A 21,085-nucleotide genomic window follows, 5' to 3' on the forward strand; every position below is an offset into this window, starting at 1 on the left:
CGACGGGCGTTCAGCGGAACCGGGCACCGTTCCCGTGGGGGACGACGTTGACGCACGCATCCGGAAACAGTTGTCGTGCGTAGCCGAGCAAGCGGTCCTCGTCCGCTCCGGGGGAGCCGAACAGGTCGAGGTGGGCCAGTCCGGGGAAGGCCGCAGGCAGGCTCTCCATCTGGATGGTGTGGTCGACGCCGTACACCTCGAGTAGTGGGAGGTGCCGGTGCGCATCCTGGGCTGCCGCCCTTCTGGCCAGTCCGGCGTCAATGCCGAGGTGTTCCAGACGGGACAGTGAGGCAAGGGGCGCCAGGGTATCCACGGCCGGGCAGTCACTGAGACAGAGGTGCTGCAGGCGTGTGAAGCGGTGGAGGAACGACACACCGGCCAGCTTCCTGTTGCCGCGTAGATCGAGCCGCGTCAGCCGCTGCGGATCCAGGTTCTCGCACAGCTCCTCTTCCGAGAAGTCTCCCTCCACCTGCATCCAGGGCCTGCCGCCCATGCCGCGGATCGCGTTGAGTTCGGCGGTGGACTTCGCTACCAGGTAGAGGTCCTCGTAGGGCAGCTCGGAGACGACGTCGGCACCGTACGACTCCGTGTCGAAACGGTGCCATGTCCAGGCGAGTTGGCCGCGCACCGCCTGCGAAGGGTGCTTCCGATACCGTGCGAGCACTGGAATGGCAGCCTCTGTGCCGACCCGGGAGGCGACGATGGTAATGGCGAGGGCGTGTTCGTCATCGGGAAGCGCCTCCGGGCCCGGGAGAAGATCGAGGATCAAGGGGCCCGCGGCGGCCAATTCCAGTGCCTCCGCGCGTGACCCCGGAGGAACCAGCGCGGAGACGCGCTGTGTGACACGCTCTCGCAGCGCTGGATCGATCTCCGTAGCTTGTTCGAGTGCGGCGGCGGCGACCACTGTCAGCCGGGTCCGGGTGCGGCTGTCCTGGGTCTGGTCCGCTCGGGTGAGTAGGGCCTGCAGGATCTCGGCGCGCTCACGGGGACGGGCGTGGGCGACCGCCATCCGCAGTACGTCCTCCCACTGGTCGTCCGCAGCGTTGTTGACGAGTAGGCCGATGTCCCACTCCTCCACCATGGCGCGGGCCGCCAGGTAGTCCTGGAAGGTTCGGTGCACGAAGTCGACGGTCCCGGGAGCGGGCTCCCGCAGTAGCCCGCTCCGCTGGATGAGGTGGTTGAAGACATCGGTCGGCCGGCCGGCGTCCGCCGCTTCCGGAACGGCTCTCATGGCTGTCGAAAGCAGAGACTCGGCGTGGGAACGGTCCATCGCCGTCCTGCCGTTGCGGGTAAGCCAGTGGGCAAGGCGTTGCAAGAGCTGTATCTGCGAGTCCTCTCCCAAGACCACCCCCGTGGGGCTCCTCAGGCTCCGCTCGCGGTCACGGCGTTCGAGAAGCAACGACAGGGCAGCGTCGTACAGGGCCTTGCGGCCCCTGGGAAGAAAGCCGCGCCGCTCCCGGTGCAGGGCACAGATCAGCCCGCACATGAGCGGATTCACGGCGAGGCGGCCCAGGTCGGGCCGCGTGCGAACGGCCATGAGCAGCGTGTCGCGCAGTTCTTCGGTGGCATCGGCGGCGCTGTGCCAGCGGTGAATGAAAGTCTTCACCTCGCTGTGGCTCATGGGGGAGAGGGACAGTTCGGTGAACCCCTCCCTGCTCAGCCAGTCCTCCCGAATCGCACTGGGACGCGACGTCACCAACCAGCGACTGGTGTCATACACGGCGAGCAGGTCACGGAGCCACAGCCGAGTTTCGTCGCGTTCGGCCGAGGGCACCTCGTCCAAGCCGTCGACCAGGACCATGGCGCGTCCGCCGCTCAGGACCCGGTCGGCCCATCCGTCGGGCTGGCGGCCCGCGAGCGGGCATCCGACGACGGACAGGAACTGGTCCGGTCCGGGCAGCCGTTCGCCATGGCGCGTCAGGCTGCGCAGCGGGAGGACGAAGGGGATGACGTCGTGGAGGTGGGGTGACCTGTTTCCCGGGCTCTGCCGAGCGGCGGTGACGGCGAGCCATTGGACCAGCGTGGTCTTGCCGGATCCGGCGTCACCGCGCAGCAGGACGCGATCCCATGTGGCCAGCGCCTGGTCCGCCGAGCGGAGGCCGTGGGCCGGGCGGGATTCGGGAGAGGGGTCGGCGGTGTGCGCCGTCGCTGCCAGACTGAGGTATGCCACATCCAGTGGCCACGCGTCGACCTGGTTCAGCAGATCGACGCCGTAGATAGTCAGGTGCCCGTGCTTTTCGACCAGGTAGTCGCGGTAGCGACGCTCGAAGGGGACGTCGCGGGCATCAGGGCGTGGGGTCCGGGCGATCAGCTCGTCGATCTTCTTGACCAGTTCGGTCTGAGCACGGGTCTGTTCGACGAGGGTGCGGGCCACGAACGTGGAGCGCGTGGTCAGGAAGTGCAGGATGTGCAGGCAGGCTGAGTCGAGCAGGCGCTCGTAGAAGTGGGTGGCGTCGGAGGACAGGTGACGTTGAGGGGAGTCGGAAGCCCTGCGTAGTTCTCGGGCGAGTGCTTCCGGGCCGAGTCCAACCGCCTGAGCGTCCGTGAGGCTGAGGTCGCCGAGGCTGCACAAGGTCCTGGTGAGAGCGTCCACGACCGCCTGCTCCTCGGAGGCGGGTATGGGGCGCTCGCCCGCTCGTAACGCCCGACCGACCAGCTCAGCCGCGATCTTCCGGACGTCTCCCTCCTTCACCAGCTTCTTTTCTCCGGCGAAGGAAACGTATGCCGACAGGCGCACCGGCTTGTCGACGAGCCCGGCGCCGGGGCCGTCCTGGACGAGGAGTTTCTTGATCAGGGGCGTGATCGCGCTCGACGCGAGGCGGGTGCCGATGAGTGCTGGGTCCACGTGCGTCCCCCCGGAGCAACGGCGTGATCGTCGACCCGTCGAGGCTAGCCCGGTTCCGGGTCCCCGGTCGGTGGAAAGGGGGAGTTCCGGGCCGTTGGCCGTGACAAGGCGCACAGGCGATTTGGGCGGTACTAGGTGGAATAGTGCATACGGCCGGGCAAGAGAGGCGGTTTCGGGCCCTCCGAGGCGGGTTCCAGGGAGGTAAGCCCCTGGAGGGGGGAGTGGGTAGGGCGGAAAGCGGGAGGTGGCGGGGCCCGTCAGTGGGATAAACCTTCCTTTCTAAGGATATTTCGGGCTCTTTCCCTGCGCTGGAGCGGCGCGTCAAGAGTGCAGGTCACACCGGACCGTCTACGACCAGATGCCGTAGATGGGCGGTTTGAGGCGAGATGGGTCGCCGGGTTACCAAGGATGAGCCAGCCGCCCGGCGCGCCAACCGCGTCGGGTCCGTTCTTGTCCGGAGGACTTCCCCGTATGTCGAAGCGCGTCAAGCACCCCACCCGTAACGCCGTCGTCGCCCTCGCCGCCGTCGGCATGGGAGCGTCGATGGTGTTCGGAGGCGGTGCCGCCGTCGCCGCCGACAGCAAGACCACCCAGACGGCCCCCCTCTCGGGCCCCGCCGCCGCCGTCGCCGCGCAGGCCGACGCCCAGGCGGCGCTCGCCAAGGCCGCCCAGCAGGCGAAGGCCGCCAAGGCCGCCGCCGCGAAGAAGGCAGCCCTCGCGAAGAAGGCCGCCGCGGCCAACGCCGCCAAGAAGGCCGCCCTCGCGAAGAAGAAGGCCGCCGCCAAGAAGGCCACGTCCTGGGTCAAGCCGGTCAGCCGCTACACCCTGACCGCCAGCTTCAACCAGGGCGGCGCCATGTGGTCCCACAAGCACTCCGGCCAGGACTTCGCCGTGCCGGTCGGCACCGTGGTCAAGGCCGCCCACACCGGCGTCGTCGTGAAGGCCGGCCCGAACGGCGGCGGCGACGGCTCCGCGTACGGCAACGCCATCGTGATCAAGCACGGCAACGGCACGTACACCCAGTACGCGCACCTGTCGAAGATCAACGTCCACATCGGCGAGACCGTGAAGACCGGCGAGACCATCGCCCGGTCCGGCAACACCGGTAACTCCTCCGGCCCGCACCTGCACTTCGAGATCCGTACGACCCCGAACTACGGTTCCGCGCTCAACCCGGCGAAGTTCCTGCGTGCCGAGGGTGTCGTCATCTGACGCTCACCCGAGCTCCGGCCCCTGGTGGGCCCTGGTCACCAGTTCGACGGCGACCTCGAGGACGGCTTCACGCTTCTCCTCGGGGTCGCCGTCGACGTGCTGCATGAAGAACATCCCGGCGTGCATGGTGAACAGCGCGCTGATGCACCGCATCCGGTCCGCCATGCTGAAGTCCGGCTCCACGACCAGCCGGGTCAGGGCGAGGATGCGCCTCTTGAAGGTCTCGCCGATGCTCAGGTCGCGCACGGTCGCCTGGTTCTCCTGCATGAAGCGGAAGAGGGGGGCCGCGCCCATGACCGCCGCGTGGTACCGGCGCAGGATCTCCTGCTTGGTCTCCAGCGTGCGCGGCTGCCCCTCGGCCCAGGTGATCAGTTCGTCGATCGGCCGCGTCAGATCCCGGAAGAGGCTGATGACGATGTCTTCCTTGGTCTTGAAGTGGTAGTACAGCGCTGCCTTGGTGACCTCCAGGCGCTCGGCGATCTCCCGGAGTGAGGTCTTCTCGTAGCCCTGCTCGGCGAAGAGTTCGAGGGCCACGTCCTGGATGCGCTGACGGGTGTTGCCTCTGGCCATGGTCCGCTCCCACGAAACTTACTTGACGCCCGGCTAGTGACGGGTCTACCGTCCCCAGTGTAGTAACTAGCCGGGCGGCAAGTAAGTAACGGGAGTGGGGATCATGTCGGAGCCCTTGGAGAAAGCAGCGACGGCCACGGAGCCCAGAGCGCCGCGCAGCGTACGCGTCGTGCTGTTGGCGCTCATGATCGCGATGTTGCTGGCCATGCTGGACAACATGATCATCGGTACGGCGATGCCGACGATCGTCGGTGAGCTGGGCGGCCTCGCCCACCTCTCCTGGGTCGTCACCGCGTACACCCTGGCCACCGCCGCCTCCACCCCGATCTGGGGCAAGCTCGGCGACCTCTACGGCCGCAAGAGCACCTTCCTCACCTCGATCGTCGTCTTCCTCATCGGCTCCGCGCTCAGCGGCATGGCCCAGGACATGGGGCAGCTGATCGGGTTCCGGGCCGTGCAGGGACTGGGCGCGGGCGGCCTGATGGTCGGCGTCATGGCGATCATCGGCGACTTGATACCGCCGCGCGAGCGCGGCAAGTACCAGGGCATGATGGCCGGCGTCATGGCCCTCGCCATGATCGGCGGACCGCTGGTCGGCGGCACCATCACCGACCACTGGGGCTGGCGCTGGTCCTTCTACATCAACCTCCCCCTCGGCGCGGTCGCCCTCGCCATGGTCACCGCCGTTCTGCACCTGCCGAAACGGGACCGCGACCGCCGGCCCCGCATCGACTACCTCGGCGCCGCACTCCTCACCGTCGGCATCACCGCGATCGTGCTGGTCACCACGTGGGGAGGTACGGAGTACGCCTGGGGCTCCCCGGTCATCGTGGGCCTGAGCGCCCTCGGCGTCGCCACGCTCGCCGGGTTCCTCCTCGTCGAGACCCGCGCGGCCGAACCGATCATGCCGCTGCACATCTTCCGCAGCCGCAACTTCACCCTCATGTCGGTGATCGGCTTCCTCACCGGCTTCGTGATGTTCGGCGCCATACTCTTCCTGCCGCTGTACCAGCAGTCCGTGCAGGGCGCGTCCGCCACCAACTCGGGCCTGCTGCTCCTGCCGATGCTGCTGTCGATGATGGTCGTCTCGCTGATCGCCGGACGCGTCACCACCAACACCGGCAAGTACAAGATCTTCCCCATCGCCGGTGGCGCCCTGATGGTCATCGGGCTCTTCCTGCTCGCCCAGATGGACACCGGCACGTCCCGGTTCACCTCGGGCGTCTACATGGCGGTCCTCGGCGCCGGCATGGGCTTCCTGATGCAGATCACCATGCTCGTCGCGCAGAACAGCGTCGAGATGAAGGACATGGGCGTCGCTTCGTCCTCCACCACCTTGTTCCGTACGCTCGGCTCGTCCTTCGGCGTCGCCATCATGGGCGCCCTGTTCACCGGCCGGGTGCAGGACGAGATGGCGGCCCGGGGCGTGGGCGCGGCCACGCAGCAGTCGGCGCAGCTCGACGCGGCGAGGCTGGCGAAGCTGCCGGAACCGCTGCGTGAGGCGTACCAGTTCGCCGTGTCCTCCGGCATCCACATCGCGTTCCTGGTGGGCGCGGCGGTCGCCGTCCTCGGCTTCGTGGCGGCCTTCTTCGTCAAGGAGGTCCCGCTGAAGGGCGCGGGACCGAAGGACGAGCCGCCGAAGGCGGACCGCGCGGAGCAGCAGCTCGCGGACACGGCGGCCTGACCGCTCGTCCCGAGCGTGCGGGTACGCGATGCCCGCGTGCCGGTACGCGGTGCAGGACGGCCCCCGGGCCGGTGGAGCCCGGGGGTTACGGCGTGCCGGGGAGCTGCAGTATCGGGAAGCTGCCCGTCGCCGTCGGGGCGTGCTCCGGCAGCCACAGCACCGCGATCGCGCCCCCCGCCCCCGGCGCGGTGCCGATGGGCGCCGCGTTGCGGAAGGTGAGCCGGGCGCCCAGGACCCGGGCCTGGCCCGCGGCGATCGTCAGCCCCAGGCCGTGACCGTGACCGGCCCGGTCGCTGGCGCCCGTGCGGAACCGGCTCGGGCCCTCGCGCAGCAGCGCCTCCGGGAAGCCCGGCCCGTGATCCCGTACCCGTACCACCCGGCCCTCGACCGTGACCTCGATCGGCCCTTCGCCGTGCTTGGCGGCATTGGCCAGCAGGTTGCCCAGGATCCGCTCCAGCCGACGCGGATCGGTGTTCACCCACGACTCGTGCACCACCCGCACCACCGCGTCCGGGTACAGCGCCACCACCCGGCGCTCGACGAACTCACCGAGCGCGATCTCCTGGAGCTCGGCCCGCTCCGAGGCACTGTCCAGCCGGGCCACCTCCAGCACGTCCTCCACCAGCGTGCGCATCGCCTGCGCCCGGTCCCGCACCAGCTCCGTCGGCCGGCCCGGCGGCAGCAGCTCGGCCGCCGTGAGCAGCCCGGTCACCGGCGTCCGCAGCTCGTGCGCGATGTCCGCGGTCACCCGCCGCTCGGCCTCGATCCGTTCGTTCAGCGCGTCCGTCAGGGCGTCCACCGCCCGCGCGAGCTCGTCCGTCTCATCGCGTACGACACCGCCGATGGCGTCCCGGACCCGGACCTCCGTATTGCCCTGGGCGACCTTCCCGGCCGCGGTGGCCGCCTTGCGCAGCCGGCGCGAGAGCTGGCCGCCGATCAGCACACCCAGCGCGCACCCGCCGAACACCACCGACACCGAACCGACCATCAGCGCCTCGTCCAGATCCTTCATGATCGTGGTGCTGCGGCTGGCGAACGGGCTGTGCAGCGACAGCACGTCCCCGCTGCCCAGCGGCACGGCGGCCCACACGTCCGGCGGACCGTCCTCGTGCTCCTGCACGTACGTCCCGCGCCGCCGCTCCCGCATCAGCTCGTCCAGCTCCGGCGGCAGCGCCGGATCGTTGAGCTTCGCCCCGAACTTGGGGTCCCCCTTCGGCTTCGCCGACTCGTACATCCGCTGCGCGAACATCAGCCGCTCCATCTGTACGTCGCGCGCGTTGCCGAGCATCGAGACCCGGGCCGCGTTGTGGACGACGAGGCTGAGCGCCACCGCGACCAGGGCGCCCACGGCGGCGATGGCGATCGAGATCTTCCACCGCACACCGGTGCGCAGTGCGGGCGTCTTCATCCCTTGAGCTTGTAGCCGAAGCCGCGGACCGTCTCGATCCGGTCCTGGCCGATCTTGGTGCGCAGCCGCTGGACATGGACGTCCACGACACGCGTGTCACCGCCCCAGCCGTAGTCCCAGACCCGCTCCAGCAGCTTGTCGCGCGACAGGACCGTGCCCGGCGCCGACGAGAACTCCAGCAGCAGCCGCATCTCCGTCGGCGTCAGGGCCACCGGGGCGCCGCCCCTGCGCACCTCCATGCCGTCGGTGTCGACCTCCAGGTCACCGAAGACCAGCACCCCGCCCTGGTCCTGCCCGGGCCGGTCCCCGTCACCGCCGGACCCGCCCGCCGGACCGCCCGCGTGCCCGAAGCGGCGCAGCACGGCACGGATCCGGGCGACCAGCACCGCGCCGTCGAACGGCTTGGTGACGTAGTCGTCGGCGCCGGCCTCCAGGCCCAGCACCACGTCGATCGAGTCGGCACGGGCCGAGAGCATGATCACCGGAACGGTCGACTCGTCGCGGATGCGCCGGCACAGGCTCACCCCGTCCATGCCCGGCAGCATCACGTCCAGCAGGGCGATGTCCGGCTGCCGCTGCCGGAAGGACTCCAGACCGGACAGCCCGTCCGGCATCGCGGTCACCGCGAAACCGTCGCGCTCCAGGGCGAGCTGCGTGGCCTCACGGATGACGTCGTCGTCCTCCACGAACAGGACATGGGTCTCGGCCATCGCCGTCTTCTCTCCGTGCTCCGTCAGTACTTGGGTCGCCGACGTCAGTTCTTGGGTGCCGGCGTCGGCTCGCCGGGGCCGTCGATGCCTCCGTCGCCGACCGTCTTGCTGTACTCGTTGTGCACCCGGTCGTGCTCGGTGAACTTGTTCCCCGTCCACCGGTAGGTGATGACGTCCTCGCCGGAGGGGTACGACACCGGGTCGCCCTCCGCGTACACCTGCTTGGTCACGACCAGGTCCCCCCGGTCGATAGCCGAGTAGACGGCCGGTTCCTCCAGGGAGAACACATTCTCGTACGCCGTGCCCTTGGCATCGTCCTTCGCGGCGCCGAGACGGTACACGTACGTCCCCACGCCCACGGCGTCCCCGCACGTCAGCACGTTCACCACGACGTCCGGCGTGCCGGAGTCGGTGAGGGTCCCGTACGAGGTGTCCACCGGGTAGGCGTCCTCCACGCACGGCTTGAGGTCTTCCTTGACCCGGTCGCTGACCTTCGGATCGTTCATGATCAGCCGGACCGCGTTCACCTTCTTCACGGGCGAGGACGACGACGCGGGGGCAGGCGCGCTCGACGGCGTGCCCTGGTCGGCCCGGGCCGCTCCCTCGTCGCGGGTGCCCGTGCCACCGGTGGAGCAACCGACCGTGAGCAGGCCGATGGCGGCGGCCACCGCCATCGCCGTGGTACCCGCCGCCCGGATCCCGCCGGTGCCGCTCGCGTTGCCGCCGCTGTCTCTGGCGCTCAGGCCGCGCACCGCTCCCGCCCCCGTTCGTGGCCACGTCCGGCCGCGCGCTCCGCACGGTCGTCACGCTCCAGGGCGCGGGCGTCGATGTCCCGGCTCTCCAGCTCCTGACGGAGGCGGGCGAGCGCCCGGTGAAGCGTGGACTTCACCGTACCGGTCGACATGCCCAGCGCGGCGGCCGTCTCCTCGGTGCTCATCTGCTCCCAGTGCCGCAGCACCACGACGCTGCGCTGCTTGGGCGCCAGCACCTTCAGGATGTCCATCAGCAGGGCCCGGTCGGCGTGCTGCTCCGTGGCGTCGTCGACGGACGCGTCGGGAAGCTGCTCGGTGGGCACCTCCTCCAGCTTGCGGGCGCGCCACCACTCCGTCCGCGTATTGATCATCACCCGGCGGAGATACGCGTCGGCGAGGGTCTTGTCGGCTATGCCGTCCCAGCGGCCGTACGTACGGGCCAGCGCGGTCTGCAGCAGATCCTGCGCGTCGACCGGATCGGGGACGAGGCGCCGGGCGCTGCGCAGCAGAGCGTCCTGCCGTGTGCGTACGTACTCCTCGAATTCGAGCACCTCGCCGTGCGACATCCCGAACCGCCTCCGATCCCCGTGATCCCCGTGTGTTGCTTACGTCCACAGACGCTACGGAGCGGTTGTCACGGGGTTGTCCGCACAGACCGTCGGCGGACGCACGGCTGGCCATCGGTTGTGTAACAGCGATGGTGTTACACAGGGGAGGAGGGCGGGCCCGCGGAAGCCCCGCCCCCGGGGCTCACCCCGTCGGAAGCCGGTACCGGCCGCCGTCCAGCGGCTCGACCAAGCCGTCCGCGACCAGGCCGTCCAAGGCGCGGGCCCGCTGTACCGGGTCGTGCCAGACCGCGTCCAGCGCGGCCTGCTCCACCGGGTCCACTGCATCACGGAGGACGGCCAGCAGCCGGCCGCGTACCTGGCGGTCCGTACCCGCGTACGTCTGGCCGCGCCGCGCCGGGCCGTCGTGTGCGGGCTTGCCCGCCAGCCGCCAGGCGCACTGCGGGGCGATCGGGCACCGCGCACAGTCCTCGTTGCGCGCGGTGCACACCAGGGCGCCCAGCTCCATGGACGCCGCCGCCCAGCGGGCCGCCGTCCGCTCGTCGTCCGGCAACAGCGCCCGCGCCAGCTTCCGTTCGGCGGCGGTGGTGGCGTTCGGCGGGTACTGAGCACCCGTCACCGACCGGGCGAACACCCGCCGCACGTTCGTGTCCAGCACCGCGTGGCGCTGCCCGTACGCGAACGACGCCACCGCCGCGGCCGTGTACTCGCCGATACCCGGCAGGGCGAGCAACTTCGCATGATCGCTCGGTACGTCACCACCGTGCCGTTCCGTTATCGCGACCGCCGCACCGTGGAGCCGCAGAGCCCGGCGCGGGTAACCGAGCCGGCCCCAGGCGCGCACGGCCTCACCGGGGGCGTCCGCGGCCAGGTCCGCGGGGCGGGGCCAACGGGCCAGCCACTGCTCGTACACCGGGAGCACCCGGCTGACCGGTGTCTGCTGCAGCATGAACTCGCTGACCATCACTCCCCAGGCGCCCGCCTCGGGGCGGCGCCAGGGGAGGTCGCGGGCGTTCTGCTCGAACCAGGCGAGCACGGGCGCGTGCAGTCCGGTGGCGTCGGGCCCGGAGCCGGGCCTGGTCTCGGGGGTGGAGGGGATCGCAGTCATGGCACCCCCGATCCTGGCACGTTCCTCACACGCGACGGTGCATCGGCTCCCTGCGCCGCCGGGACACCGCGTGGTCCGGGACGGCGGGCCCGGCCCCGGCCAGCCAGCCCGCGGCGGCTGACCTGCTCATCCGCATCGTGTCGGTCAGCGCCCGGACCGGCCCGGTCAGCAGCGTGACGAACAGGACCGCGGCCAGCGCGCCCAGCACCAGGCCGGCCGCCACGTCATGCGGGTAGTGGACGCCGACGAAGACCCGCGAGAAGGCCATGAGCAGCGCCATCGGCACGGTCAGCCAGACGATCCCGCGCCACGCCAGGGCCAGGGCGACGGCGGCGGCACCCGCGATGGCCGAATGGTTGCTGGGGAAGGACCAGTCGCCGTGCGGCGGGCACTCCACGATGGAGGCCGCGGCCCCGGCGACCGCGCGGCACGGGCGCTCCTCGTCCACCACCGACTTCAGCAGCTCGCTGACCACGTACCCGAACGCCGTGCCCAGCGGCGCGAGGACCGCGAGCGCCATGGCGCGGGAGTCGGCGGGGCGGGCCCGCCACCAGCCGACGAGGAACAGCACGCCGAACAGCAGCAGGCCGGCCTCCGTCCACAGCTCGGCGACGAGCTGCAACCAGCCCGGGCTGTCGTGGGCGAGGTCGGTGATGTCGCGATAGAGGTCCTGGCTCATGGTTACGGACGGTACCTGGCGCCCGGAGCCCACTCCGACCCGAGCCCGGTCGTTCGAGTGTGATCATCGGCAAAACTTGGTGCACAGGCGGCGGGTGGGGCGGGAGTTGGCGCCGATCTCTCGTACAGTTTGGGCCGTGGGATCTCTGCGCAATCCGGTCGGGCCGCTTCCCTCCTCCATCTACTGGCGACGGAGGGCAGTCGCGGCGAGCCTGGTCGCGCTCATCGCGCTGCTGATCGCATGGTTCGTCAGTTCCGGTGGCGACGACGGGAAGAAGGGCGGCGAAGGCGCCAACGGGGCCGCTCCCGCGACCTCCATCACCCCCGGACCGTCCCGCCCGGGAGCGGCGATCAGCGAACAGCCGGGCGGACGCGACGAGTCGGCACCCGGTGAGGGCGACGACGGCGGGAAGAACGGTGACACGTCGTCACCGGGCGCCGGGGACGGCGGAACCGGTACAGGCACGGACGCCGGTGTCGGCTCCGGCGCGGACGGTACGGGGTCCGGCTCCGGCGCGGGCAGTGGTGGCGACGCCGGTACGGGTACGGGCGGCATCGGCTCCACCCAGCAGGTCCCGGCGAACTCCCCGCTCCCCGACTGCGCCCCCGGATCACTGCGGTTGACGCTGCGCAGCGTCGAGGTGAGTTACGCGCCCGGCGAGAAGCCCCGGTTCCAGCTGGTCGCCCGCAACACCTCCACCACCACCTGCAAGGCCGACCTCGGGCCGAAGACCGCCGTGCTGACCATCAAGAACGCCGAGGCCGACCAGGTCTGGTCGTCGAAGGACTGCCCGCGCGGCTCCGGCACCCTCCTGCTGCGCGTCCCGGCGGGCGGCAGCGTCACGCACACCGTCGAGTGGGACCGCCGCGCCAGCGCCCCGCGCTGCGCGACGCCGTCAGCGCCGGCCGCCGGTCCGGGCACCTACCTGGTCGAGGCGGCGGTGCCGGGCGTGAAGGTGATGCCGGCGTCGTTCACGCTCAGCAAGGACTGACGTCCCGGGCTCACGCCTCAGACGTACCGCTCGAGGATCGACGACTCGGCGAGCCGCGACAGGCCCTCGCGGACGCTGCGGGCACGCGCCTCGCCGACCCCGTCGACGGTCTGGAGGTCGTCGACGCTCGCCGCGAGCAGCTTCTGCAGGCCGCCGAAGTGCTCCACGAGCCGCTCGATGATGGCGCCGGGAAGCCGCGGCACCTTCGCCAGCAGCCGGTAGCCGCGCGGCGACACCGCCGAGTCGAGGGCCTCCGGCGACCCGGTGTAACCCAGGGCCCGGGCCACGATCGGCAGCTCCAGCAGCTCGGCGTGGCTCAGCGCGTCCAGCTCGGTGAGGGCCTCGGCGACCGTGCGGGACCGCTTGGCGGTCGGCTCGGGTACGTAGTCGCGGACCACGAGCTCCCGCTCCGGCTCGACGCCCGCGATCAGCTCGTCGAGCTGGAGGGCGAGCAGCCGTCCGTCGGTGCCGAGCTCGACGACGTACTCGGCGATCTCGGTCGCGATCCGGCGCACCATCTCCAGCCGCTGGGCGACGGCGGTGACGTCCCGGACGGTCACCAGGTCCTCGATCTCCAGCGCCGACAGCGTGCCGGCGACCTCGTCGAGGCGGAGCTTGTACCGCTCCAGAGTGGCGAGGGCCTGGTTGGCGCGGGACAGGATCGCCGCCGACTCTTCGAGAACGCGGCGCTCGCCGTCGACGTAGAGGGCGATCAGACGCATCGACTGCGACACGGAGACGACGGGGAAGCCGCACTGCTTGCTGACCCGGTCGGCGGTGCGGTGGCGGGTGCCGGTCTCCTCCGTGGGGATGGACGCGTCCGGGACGAGCTGGACGCCGGCCCGGAGGATCTTGGTGATGTCCTTGTCGAGGATGAGCGCGCCGTCGAGCTTGCACAGCTCGCGCAGCCGGGTGGCGGTGAACTCCACGTCCAGCACGAACCCGCCGGTGCACATCGACTCGACGGTCTTGTCCATGCCGAGGACGATGAGACCACCGGTGTTCCCGCGGAGGATGCGCTCCAGTCCGTCGCGCAGGGACGTACCCGGGGCGACGGCGCTGAGCGAGGCGCGCATGAGCGCCTCGTTGCCGGAGCCCGCGCCGGACTTTCCGGGAGCTGCTGCCCCGTCCTTGGCTGCCACTGCACTCCTCCGGCTCGTACGGATGGGCGAGACCTGGGCAAAGTCTAGCGACCCCGCTCGCCGCCGGTCCCCGCAGCGACCCGTCCCGGTCGCCCCCGGCTCTCGGCGGCCGGCTTCCTCTCGGCTTCGTCCCCCTCCCGGTCGCCTGCCGGTGGGTGGTGGCGCCCGCCGGCGCGGTGCGGTGCCCGCCGGTGGGTGTGGGGTGTGGCCCCTCCGGGCTCACCTCCTCGGGCCGGCTGCCCTTGGGTCTCTGCGGTGCGGCGCCCGCCGGCGCGGTGCGGTGCCTGCTGGTGGGTGGGGGGTGTGGCCCCTCCGGGCTCACCTCCTCGGCGCCGGCGGCCTTGGGTCACGGCAAGGTGACCCCGCATAGGCCGCCAACGCCTGCGGGGGCGACCCTGCACGGCCGCACCCCGGTCGTTCGCCGGGTGCGGGCCGGTGGTTCTTGTAAGACGGCAAGGAGGGGCCGTGCAGGGTCGCCCCCGCAGCGGTCGGCGGCGCGAAACGGTGAGGAGAGTGCTCGGGCACCCCGCCGACCGCGAGGAGGTGAGCCCGGAGGGGCCCCGACCCGGCCCACCGGCCGCAAACCGAACTGGCCACCCCACCGCGCCGCGCCGCAGTCGGGCGCGCCCGCCCGCGGTGGGCGTCAGTTCTGGGGGGCTTCCTCCCGGGCGGGGGCGCGGCGGCGGGCGCGGGGCAGGACCCGCAGCGCGTCGCCCATGTCGGCGACCTCCGTGACCTTCATGCCCGGGGGCACCTTGCCCGGGTCGACCGGGACCAGCGCGTGGGTGAACCCCAGCCGGTGGGCCTCGGCGAGGCGGCGCTGGACGCCCGTGACGCGGCGCACCTCGCCCGCGAGGCCGACCTCGCCGATGGCGACCAGGTTCTTCGGGAGCGGGGTGTCGCTGGCCGCCGAGGCCAGGGCCAGCGCGATGGCCAGGTCGGCGGCCGGTTCGGAGAGCTTCACTCCGCCGACCGTCGCCGAGTAGATGTCCCGCTTGCCGAGGGCGGTGATGCGGCCGCGCTGTTCCAGGACCGCCAGCATCATGGAGACGCGGGACGTTTCCAGACCGGAGGTGGTGCGGCGGGGTGAGGGGATCTGCGAGTCGACCGTCAGCGCCTGGACCTCCGCGACCAGCGGGCGGCGTCCCTCCAGGGTGACCGTCAGGCACGTGCCCGGCACGGCCTCCGCGCGGCGGGTGAGGAACAGCCCGCTGGGGTCGGCCAGGCCCGTGATCCCCTCGTCGTGCAGCTCGAAGCAGCCGACCTCGTCCGTCGCGCCGTACCGGTTCTTCACGCCCCGCACGAGGCGCAGCCGGGCGTGCCGGTCGCCCTCGAAGGACAGGACGACGTCGACGAGGTGCTCCAGGAGTCGCGGGCCTGCGATCGCGCCGTCCTTCGTCACGTGGCCGACGAGCAGGGTGGACATGCCCCGCTCCTTGGAGGCGCGGATGAGCGCGCCGGCGACTTCGCGGACCTGGGCCATGCCGCCCGGGGCGCCGTCGATCTCGGGTGAGGCCACCGTCTGCACCGAGTCGAGGATGAGGAGCGACGGCTTGACCGCGTCCAGGTGTCCCAGCACGGCGGACAGGTCCGTCTCGGCCGCCAGGTAGAGGTGGTCGTTGAGCGCGTTGATGCGGTCGGCCCGCAGCCGGACCTGGCTCGCGGACTCCTCACCCGTCACGTACAGCGTGCGGTGGTCGTCGCTCGCCGCCTTCGCCGCGACGTCGAGGAGGAGGGTGGACTTGCCGACGCCGGGCTCGCCCGCGAGGAGGACGACGGCGCCCGGTACCAGACCGCCGCCGAGGACGCGGTCCAGCTCGTCCACGCCGGTGGTGCGGGCGGTGGCCTGCCGGCCGTCGACTTGACCGATCGGGAGGGCGGCGGTGGAGACCCGCCCCGCGGCGGTGGTACGGACAGCGGGCGCGCCGTACTCCTCCACCGTCCCCCATGCCTGGCACTCCGGGCAGCGGCCGAGCCATTTGGCGGTCGTCCAGCCGCATTCGGTGCAGCGGTAGGAGGGCCTGTCCTTGGCGGATTTCGTACGGGCAGCCATGCGCAAGACCGTAGCGGTCCGCACTGACATCCCGGCCCGCGCGGGCCCGGGCGGGGCTCGCGGGGCGACCGGGACGTCAGGGACGCGGGTGGGTGACCGGCGCGGAATCTGCGCTTCCTGTCCCCTTTTGAGGGATACGTTCACCCGTAAGGATTAAAAGTGCAGAAGGGGTACGAAGGGTGTGCCTTCCACTGCCTACGGTCGCCGGGTGACGAGCAGCAGGCTGGAGCCCCCCACGCACACCACCGGCGCACACCGGGCACCGCGGCGCGCGCCCCGGACCGGGCCTCGCACCCTGGCCCAGTGTCCGCCGGCACGGTACGAGCCCTACCTGGACGGGCTGTTCACGTACTGCCTGTCCGTGCTGTGCGACCACGAGGTGGCGACCACGGTACTGGGTGACGTACTGGCCATCTCCGAGCGGCAGTTCGGCCGGTGCCCCGCCGACGATCCGGAGCGGAGGGCCTGGCTGTACGCGCTCGCCCGCTGGGCCTGCCTGCGGGAGCTCGGCGAGCAGCGGCGGCGCCGCAGGCAGCAGGGCGGCCAGGGGGCGCACGCCGGGCGCACGGCCCCCTCCGCGCCCCCGGCCGTCCCCGCCGCGGCGACCTCCGAGGCCGGCCCGCGCACCTCCCCCGAGACCGCCGAACAGCGCCACCGCGAGCTCGCCCTGCTCGCCTGGCCCGAGGCGGCCGGCACCACCCCCGAGCAGCGCGAGGCACTGGAACTGGCCGTACGGCACCAGCTCGCCGCCCCCCAGGTCGCCGCCATCCTCGGCATGGAGCCCTCCGCCGCCCGTGAACTGCTCTCCGCCGCCGCCTGCGAGGTGGAGCGCACCCGAGCGGCCCTCGCCGTCGTCGAGACGGGCACCTGCCCGGCCGTCGCCCGGCTCACCGGCGACAACGAGCTGCTGCTCTCCGCGACCCTCCGCCGTGAGCTCGTGCGGCACGTCGACGACTGCCCGCGCTGCCGCCGCGCCGCCGAGCGCGCCGGGGCGGGCGGCCCGTGGCCCGGCTCGTCCGTCACGCCCGCGCGGCTGCCGCTCGTGGAGGCGCCGCGTGCGGCCGCGTACGTCGCGATGCTGCACGTCCCGCGCACCAGATCCGGCGGCCCGCGCTTCGGGAGGGACGGCTTCCCCCTCGACCCCAAGGACCACGCGGCCCGCCGCGGCCGGATGCGGGCCCGGGCGGTGACGACGACCGTCGTGGCCACCGTGGTCGCGGCCCCGGTGCTCGCCCTGTGGGCGGCATACCGAGAGGCACCCCTGACGGGGGAGGGGCGCGACAGTACGTCGGTCAGCGCGGCCGAGGCCGACGACCGGGCCGCCCGGGCGGCCCGGTCGGACGGCCGGCCCGACCACTACCAGAACGCGGGCAGCGCCCGGACCGACCCCGGCCGCCGTTCCGCCGATCCCGGCTCGTCGCGGGTCTCCGTCGAGGTGATCAGCACGGGTACGCCTCCACCGGCCACCCCGGGTGCCCGCGGCCCGGGCCGCGTCACGGTCACCGCGCAGCCGTCGGGCGGCGACACCACGATGCTCACGCTCACCGCGTCGGGCGGCGCGCCGGTGGCCTGGTCCCTGTGGACGGACGCCCCCTGGCTCTACGCCAGCCACGTCTCCGGCACCCTCACCCCCGGCCAGTCGGTCACGGTGTACGTCTCCGTCGACCACGCCCGCGAACCGGTCGGCGCCTGGACCGCCCGCGTCGGGATCGACCCGGCGGGCGCGGTGGTCGAGATCGACGGCCACGGGGCGCCCAGCCGGCCGTCCCACCCGGGCCCCGGCACGCCGACCCCGGTACCGACCACGGAGCCGTCGACCCCGCCGACGTCACCGGATCCCACGCCGACCCCGACCCCGTCACAGACCACGCCCCCGTCGACCCCGCCACCCTCGCCGGACCCCACGCCGTCGGACACCCCGCCGCCCACCGCGGACCCCTCCGGCGAGCCCCCGCCGAGCTGACGGGCGCCGGGACTCGGACCGCCGGGGCTCAGACCACCGGGTCGGCCGGGTGCGGGGCCACCAGCGGCAGCTGCGACGCCAGGCGCGCCTCGCACAGCTCCACCAGCACCTCGTACGCCGCCTTGCCCATCAGCTCCGTCAGCTCCGGCCGGTACGTCACGTACACCGGCTCCCCCGCGCCGTGCGCGGACGTCGCGGAGGTGCACCACCAGTGCAGGTCATGGCCGCCCGGGCCCCAGCCCCGGCGGTCGTACTCGCCGATCGAGATCTGGAGGACGCGCGTGTCGTCGGGACGGTCGATCCAGTCGTACGTACGCCGTACCGGAAGCTGCCAGCACACGTCCGGCTTGGTCTCCAGCGGCTCGCGGCCCTCCCGCAGCGCCAGGATGTGCAGCGCGCACCCCGCCCCGCCCTCGAACCCGGGACGGTTCTGGAAGATGCACGAGCCCTCCCAGCGGCGCGTCTGGCGCTCGCCGTCCTCGTCGAGCTGCACCCAGCCGCCGGCCGACGTGCCCTCGTCGTGGAACTGCCAGAGCTCTGGCGTGAGCCGTTCCACATGCGAGGCCACGCGCCGCTCGTCGTCCTCGTCCGAGAAGTGCGCACCCAGCGTGCAGCAGCCGTCGGCCGCGCGGCCCGCCTGGATGCCCTGGCAGCCGCTGCCGAAGACGCAGGTCCAGCGGGACGTCAGCCAGGTCAGGTCGCAGCGGAAGACCTGCTCGTCGTCGGCCGGGTCCGGGAACTCCACCCACGCACGGGGAAAGTCCAGGCCCTTTTCATCGGATACGCCCACTACGGGCAGTACGGGGGACTTCTCGTGCTTCTTGGCGGGCTTCGCCTTCTTCGTCTTTGGCACACACCAAGCGTATGCGCCAGGCGCAGTAGCGTTCGGGGCATGAGACTCGGAGTCCTCGACGTCGGTTCGAACACAGTGCACCTGCTGGTGATGGACGCCCACCCCGGCGCCCGGCCCCGGCCCGCCCATTCCCACAAGGCGGAGCTGCGGCTCGCCGAGCTGCTCGACGCGGACGGCGCCATCGGCGAGCACGGCGTCGAGCGGCTCGTCACCATCACCCAGGACGCGCTGCACACCGCCGAGGACAAGGGATGCGAGGAGGTCCTGCCCTTCGCGACCTCCGCCATCCGCGACGCGGCCAACGCCGAAGCCGTACTGAAGCGGGTCAAGGACGAGACCGGCGTCGACCTCCAGGTCCTCACCGGCGAGGAGGAGGCCCGCCTCACCTTCCTCGCCGCCCGCCGCTGGTTCGGCTGGTCCGCCGGGAAGCTGCTGCTCCTGGACATCGGGGGCGGCTCCCTGGAGATCGCGTACGGGATCGACGAGGAGCCCGACGCGGCCGTGTCCCTGCCGCTGGGCGCCGGACGGCTCACCGCGGGCTGGCTGCCCGGAGACCCGCCGGACCCCGCCGACGTGAAGGCGCTGCGCCGCCACGTACGGGCACAGATAGCCCGCACGGTCGGTGAGTTCGCCCGCTTCGGCACGCCGGACCACGTCGTCGCCACGTCCAAGACGTTCAAGCAGCTCGCCCGGATAGCCGGAGCGCGCGGCTCGGGCGACGGTGTGTACGTACAGCGGGAACTGAGTCGTACGTCACTGGAGGAGTGGGTCCCCAAGCTGTCCGCCATGACCGCGGAGCAGCGCTGTGCCCTCCCCGGGGTCTCCGAGGGAAGGGCGCCGCAGCTCCTGGCGGGGGCGCTGGTGGCGGAGGGTGCGATGGACCTGTTCGGGGTCGAGGAACTGGAGATCTGCCCATGGGCCCTGCGCGAGGGAGTCATCCTGCGTCGGCTGGACCACCTCCCGGCCGCCTAGCGGGTGCCCGTAGTCTGTCCCTCGTGGCTGAAACGTCGGAATCAGTGGTGCGCATCCCGGATGCGAAGGTCGCCCTGTCGACGGCCTCCGTCTATCCGGAGTCCACGGCGACGGCCTTCGAGATCGCGGCCCGCCTGGGCTACGACGGCGTCGAGGTCATGGTGTGGACCGACCCCGTGAGCCAGGACATCGAGGCGCTGCGCCGCCTCTCCGACTACCACCAGGTGCCGATCCTCGCGGTGCACGCGCCGTGCCTGCTGATCACCCAGCGGGTCTGGTCGACCGATCCGTGGGTGAAGCTCCAGCGGGCGCAGGCGGCGGCGGAGAAGCTCGGAGCGTCGACCGTCGTGGTCCACCCGCCGTTCCGCTGGCAGCGCCAGTACGCCCGGGACTTCATCGACGGCATCTGGCGGATGGCGAACGAGACGGACGTACGGTTCGCCGTCGAGAACATGTACCCGTGGCGCTACCGCGACCGGGAGATGCTCGCGTACGCCCCCGAGTGGGACGTCAGCAAGGACGACTACCGCCACTACACGATCGACCTCTCGCACACCGCGACCGCCCGCAGCGACGCCCTGGAGATGGCCGGGCGCATGGGGGACCGGCTCGGCCACGTCCACCTCGCAGACGGGCGCGGCTCCGCGAAGGACGAGCACCTGGTGCCCGGGCGCGGCACGCAGCCGTGCGCCGAGCTGCTGGAGCACCTGGCGCGTTCCGGCTTCGACGGCCATGTCGTCATCGAGGTCAACACCCGGCGGGCCATGTCCGCGGCCGAGCGCGAGGCCGACCTGGCGGAGGCGCTGGCCTTCACCCGGCTGCACCTGGCCTCTTCGGCCCGCGTCCAATGACCCCGCCCGGCCACCCGGCACGGGGCGGCGTCCGGTGACCGGCGTGCGCAGAGGACGTGGCCGGCCGCCCAGGGGCGAGGCCGCGGAAGGGCCGGGCGCGCGTGAGCGCATCCTGGAGGCGGCCCGCGCCGAGTTCGCCGAGCGCGGCTACGACAAGACGTCGGTGCGCGGCATCGCCAAGGCGGCGGGCGTCGACCCCGCACTCGTCCACCACTACTTCGGTACCAAGGACGAGGTCTTCGCCGCCGCCATCGAGCTCTCCTTCGAACCCGCGCTGATCATCCCGGCGATCATCGGGGAGTCCGCCGAGGGCATCGGCGAGCGGCTCGCCCGCTACTTCCTCTCCGTGTGGGAGAACCCGGTGACACGCGCCCCGCTGCTCGCCATCATCCGCTCCGCGCTCACCCACGAGGCCGCGGCGAAGGTGCTGCGCGGTTTCGTGCTGCGGCGGCTGCTGGAGCGGGTGACCGACGACCTCGACGTACCGAATCCGAAGTTCCGGGCCGAGCTCGCCGCCTCGCACATGATCGGCATCGCGATCCTGCGGTACGTCGTACAGGTCGAACCACTGGCGTCCGCGCGCCCCGAAGAGATCGTGGAGATGGTCGCCCCCACGCTCCAGCGGTATCTGACCGAGGCGTGACCGAAGGCTGAGCTCGCCGTCCCGCTATCCGGACACCCTGTCCAGATCTTGGAGCCGGGGCGTACGCTCGAAGAGTCACATCC

17 protein-coding genes and 1 pseudogene are annotated in these 21,085 nt (G+C 71.9%); 7 read left to right on the top strand and 11 right to left on the bottom strand.

Going from position 1 to position 21,085, the window contains the following annotated elements; genetic code table 11:
• Positions 1-10 precede the first annotated feature (10 nt).
• Positions 11-2,845, bottom strand: coding sequence for an NACHT domain-containing protein (locus ACZ6C1_RS34645; protein ID WP_469246772.1), 2,835 nt, complete (start codon positions 2,843-2,845; stop codon positions 11-13).
• 471 nt (positions 2,846-3,316) lie between these two features.
• Between ACZ6C1_RS34645 and ACZ6C1_RS34650 the strand changes: the two genes are divergently transcribed.
• Complete coding sequence (locus ACZ6C1_RS34650; protein ID WP_469246774.1) at positions 3,317-4,057, top strand: M23 family metallopeptidase; 741 nt, start codon at positions 3,317-3,319, stop codon at positions 4,055-4,057.
• 3 nt (positions 4,058-4,060) lie between these two features.
• On the opposite strand, the gene ACZ6C1_RS34655 is transcribed toward ACZ6C1_RS34650, so the two are convergent.
• Entirely contained in the window at positions 4,061-4,627 is a 567-nt protein-coding gene (locus ACZ6C1_RS34655) for a TetR/AcrR family transcriptional regulator (RefSeq protein WP_469246776.1), read from the bottom strand.
• A gap of 103 nt (positions 4,628-4,730) precedes the next feature.
• Here ACZ6C1_RS34655 and ACZ6C1_RS34660 point away from each other — a divergent pair, with 103 nt between their 5' ends.
• Entirely contained in the window at positions 4,731-6,311 is a 1,581-nt protein-coding gene (locus ACZ6C1_RS34660; RefSeq protein ID WP_469246778.1) for an MDR family MFS transporter, read from the top strand.
• A gap of 85 nt (positions 6,312-6,396) precedes the next feature.
• Here ACZ6C1_RS34660 and cseC read toward each other — a convergent pair whose 3' ends face one another.
• The 6 genes from cseC to ACZ6C1_RS34690 all read right to left on the bottom strand — a co-directional run bounded on the left by cseC (position 6,397) and on the right by ACZ6C1_RS34690 (position 11,534).
• Positions 6,397-7,719 (bottom strand): two-component system sensor histidine kinase CseC, encoded by a 1,323-nt coding sequence (gene cseC, locus ACZ6C1_RS34665; protein ID WP_469246780.1) that lies wholly within the window; start codon positions 7,717-7,719, stop codon positions 6,397-6,399.
• Complete coding sequence (gene cseB, locus ACZ6C1_RS34670; protein WP_469246782.1) at positions 7,716-8,429, bottom strand: two-component system response regulator CseB; 714 nt, start codon at positions 8,427-8,429, stop codon at positions 7,716-7,718. The genes cseC and cseB overlap by 4 nt, the downstream gene beginning before the upstream one ends.
• A 44-nt stretch (positions 8,430-8,473) precedes the next feature.
• Positions 8,474-9,181, bottom strand: coding sequence for a hypothetical protein (locus ACZ6C1_RS34675; RefSeq protein ID WP_469246783.1), 708 nt, complete (start codon positions 9,179-9,181; stop codon positions 8,474-8,476).
• Positions 9,169-9,747, bottom strand: coding sequence for a SigE family RNA polymerase sigma factor (locus tag ACZ6C1_RS34680; protein WP_469246785.1), 579 nt, complete (start codon positions 9,745-9,747; stop codon positions 9,169-9,171). The genes ACZ6C1_RS34675 and ACZ6C1_RS34680 overlap by 13 nt, the downstream gene beginning before the upstream one ends.
• Before the next feature lie 184 nt (positions 9,748-9,931).
• A complete protein-coding gene (locus ACZ6C1_RS34685) occupies positions 9,932-10,855 on the bottom strand; it encodes an HhH-GPD family protein (protein ID WP_469246787.1) in 924 nt (307 codons plus the stop codon).
• A 25-nt stretch (positions 10,856-10,880) separates the two neighbouring features.
• Positions 10,881-11,534 carry a phosphatase PAP2 family protein gene (locus ACZ6C1_RS34690; protein ID WP_469246788.1) on the bottom strand — a complete coding sequence of 218 codons (654 nt, stop codon included), beginning with the start codon at positions 11,532-11,534 and terminating at the stop codon, positions 10,881-10,883.
• 136 nt (positions 11,535-11,670) lie between these two features.
• Here ACZ6C1_RS34690 and ACZ6C1_RS34695 point away from each other — a divergent pair, with 136 nt between their 5' ends.
• The gene (locus ACZ6C1_RS34695; RefSeq protein WP_469246790.1) at positions 11,671-12,525 is read left to right on the top strand and encodes a hypothetical protein; all 855 of its coding nucleotides are present in this window, start codon (positions 11,671-11,673) and stop codon (positions 12,523-12,525) included.
• 17 nt (positions 12,526-12,542) lie between these two features.
• Here the strand turns inward: ACZ6C1_RS34695 and disA are convergent, their stop codons facing one another.
• Both disA and radA read right to left on the bottom strand, forming a co-directional pair.
• Complete coding sequence (disA, locus tag ACZ6C1_RS34700) at positions 12,543-13,667, bottom strand: DNA integrity scanning diadenylate cyclase DisA (RefSeq protein ID WP_073757015.1); 1,125 nt, start codon at positions 13,665-13,667, stop codon at positions 12,543-12,545.
• A 643-nt stretch (positions 13,668-14,310) separates the two neighbouring features.
• Complete coding sequence (gene radA, locus ACZ6C1_RS34705) at positions 14,311-15,720, bottom strand: DNA repair protein RadA (protein ID WP_469246792.1); 1,410 nt, start codon at positions 15,718-15,720, stop codon at positions 14,311-14,313.
• A 208-nt stretch (positions 15,721-15,928) separates the two neighbouring features.
• Here radA and ACZ6C1_RS34710 point away from each other — a divergent pair.
• Positions 15,929-17,680: pseudogene (locus ACZ6C1_RS34710) on the top strand (BACON domain-containing protein); the annotation flags it as partial.
• A 31-nt stretch (positions 17,681-17,711) separates the two neighbouring features.
• Here the strand turns inward: ACZ6C1_RS34710 and ACZ6C1_RS34715 are convergent.
• The gene (locus tag ACZ6C1_RS34715; RefSeq protein WP_469246794.1) at positions 17,712-18,536 is read right to left on the bottom strand and encodes a DUF3109 family protein; all 825 of its coding nucleotides are present in this window, start codon (positions 18,534-18,536) and stop codon (positions 17,712-17,714) included.
• 39 nt (positions 18,537-18,575) lie between these two features.
• Between ACZ6C1_RS34715 and ACZ6C1_RS34720 the strand changes: the two genes are divergently transcribed.
• Genes ACZ6C1_RS34720 through ACZ6C1_RS34730 form a run of 3 tightly spaced genes read left to right on the top strand, consistent with a single transcriptional unit; the run spans position 18,576 to position 21,002 of the window.
• Positions 18,576-19,508, top strand: a complete 933-nt coding sequence (locus ACZ6C1_RS34720; protein ID WP_469246796.1) for a Ppx/GppA family phosphatase — start codon at positions 18,576-18,578, stop codon at positions 19,506-19,508.
• Positions 19,509-19,552: 44 nt separating this feature from the next.
• Positions 19,553-20,359 carry a sugar phosphate isomerase/epimerase family protein gene (locus ACZ6C1_RS34725; RefSeq protein WP_469246820.1) on the top strand — a complete coding sequence of 269 codons (807 nt, stop codon included), beginning with the start codon at positions 19,553-19,555 and terminating at the stop codon, positions 20,357-20,359.
• Between the two features lie 34 nt (positions 20,360-20,393).
• Positions 20,394-21,002: a TetR/AcrR family transcriptional regulator gene (locus tag ACZ6C1_RS34730; RefSeq protein WP_469246798.1), complete on the top strand. Its 609-nt coding sequence runs from the start codon at positions 20,394-20,396 to the stop codon at positions 21,000-21,002.
• Positions 21,003-21,085: the final 83 nt, after the last annotated feature.

This window comes from Streptomyces sp. NPDC041796 (genome assembly GCF_055590785.1).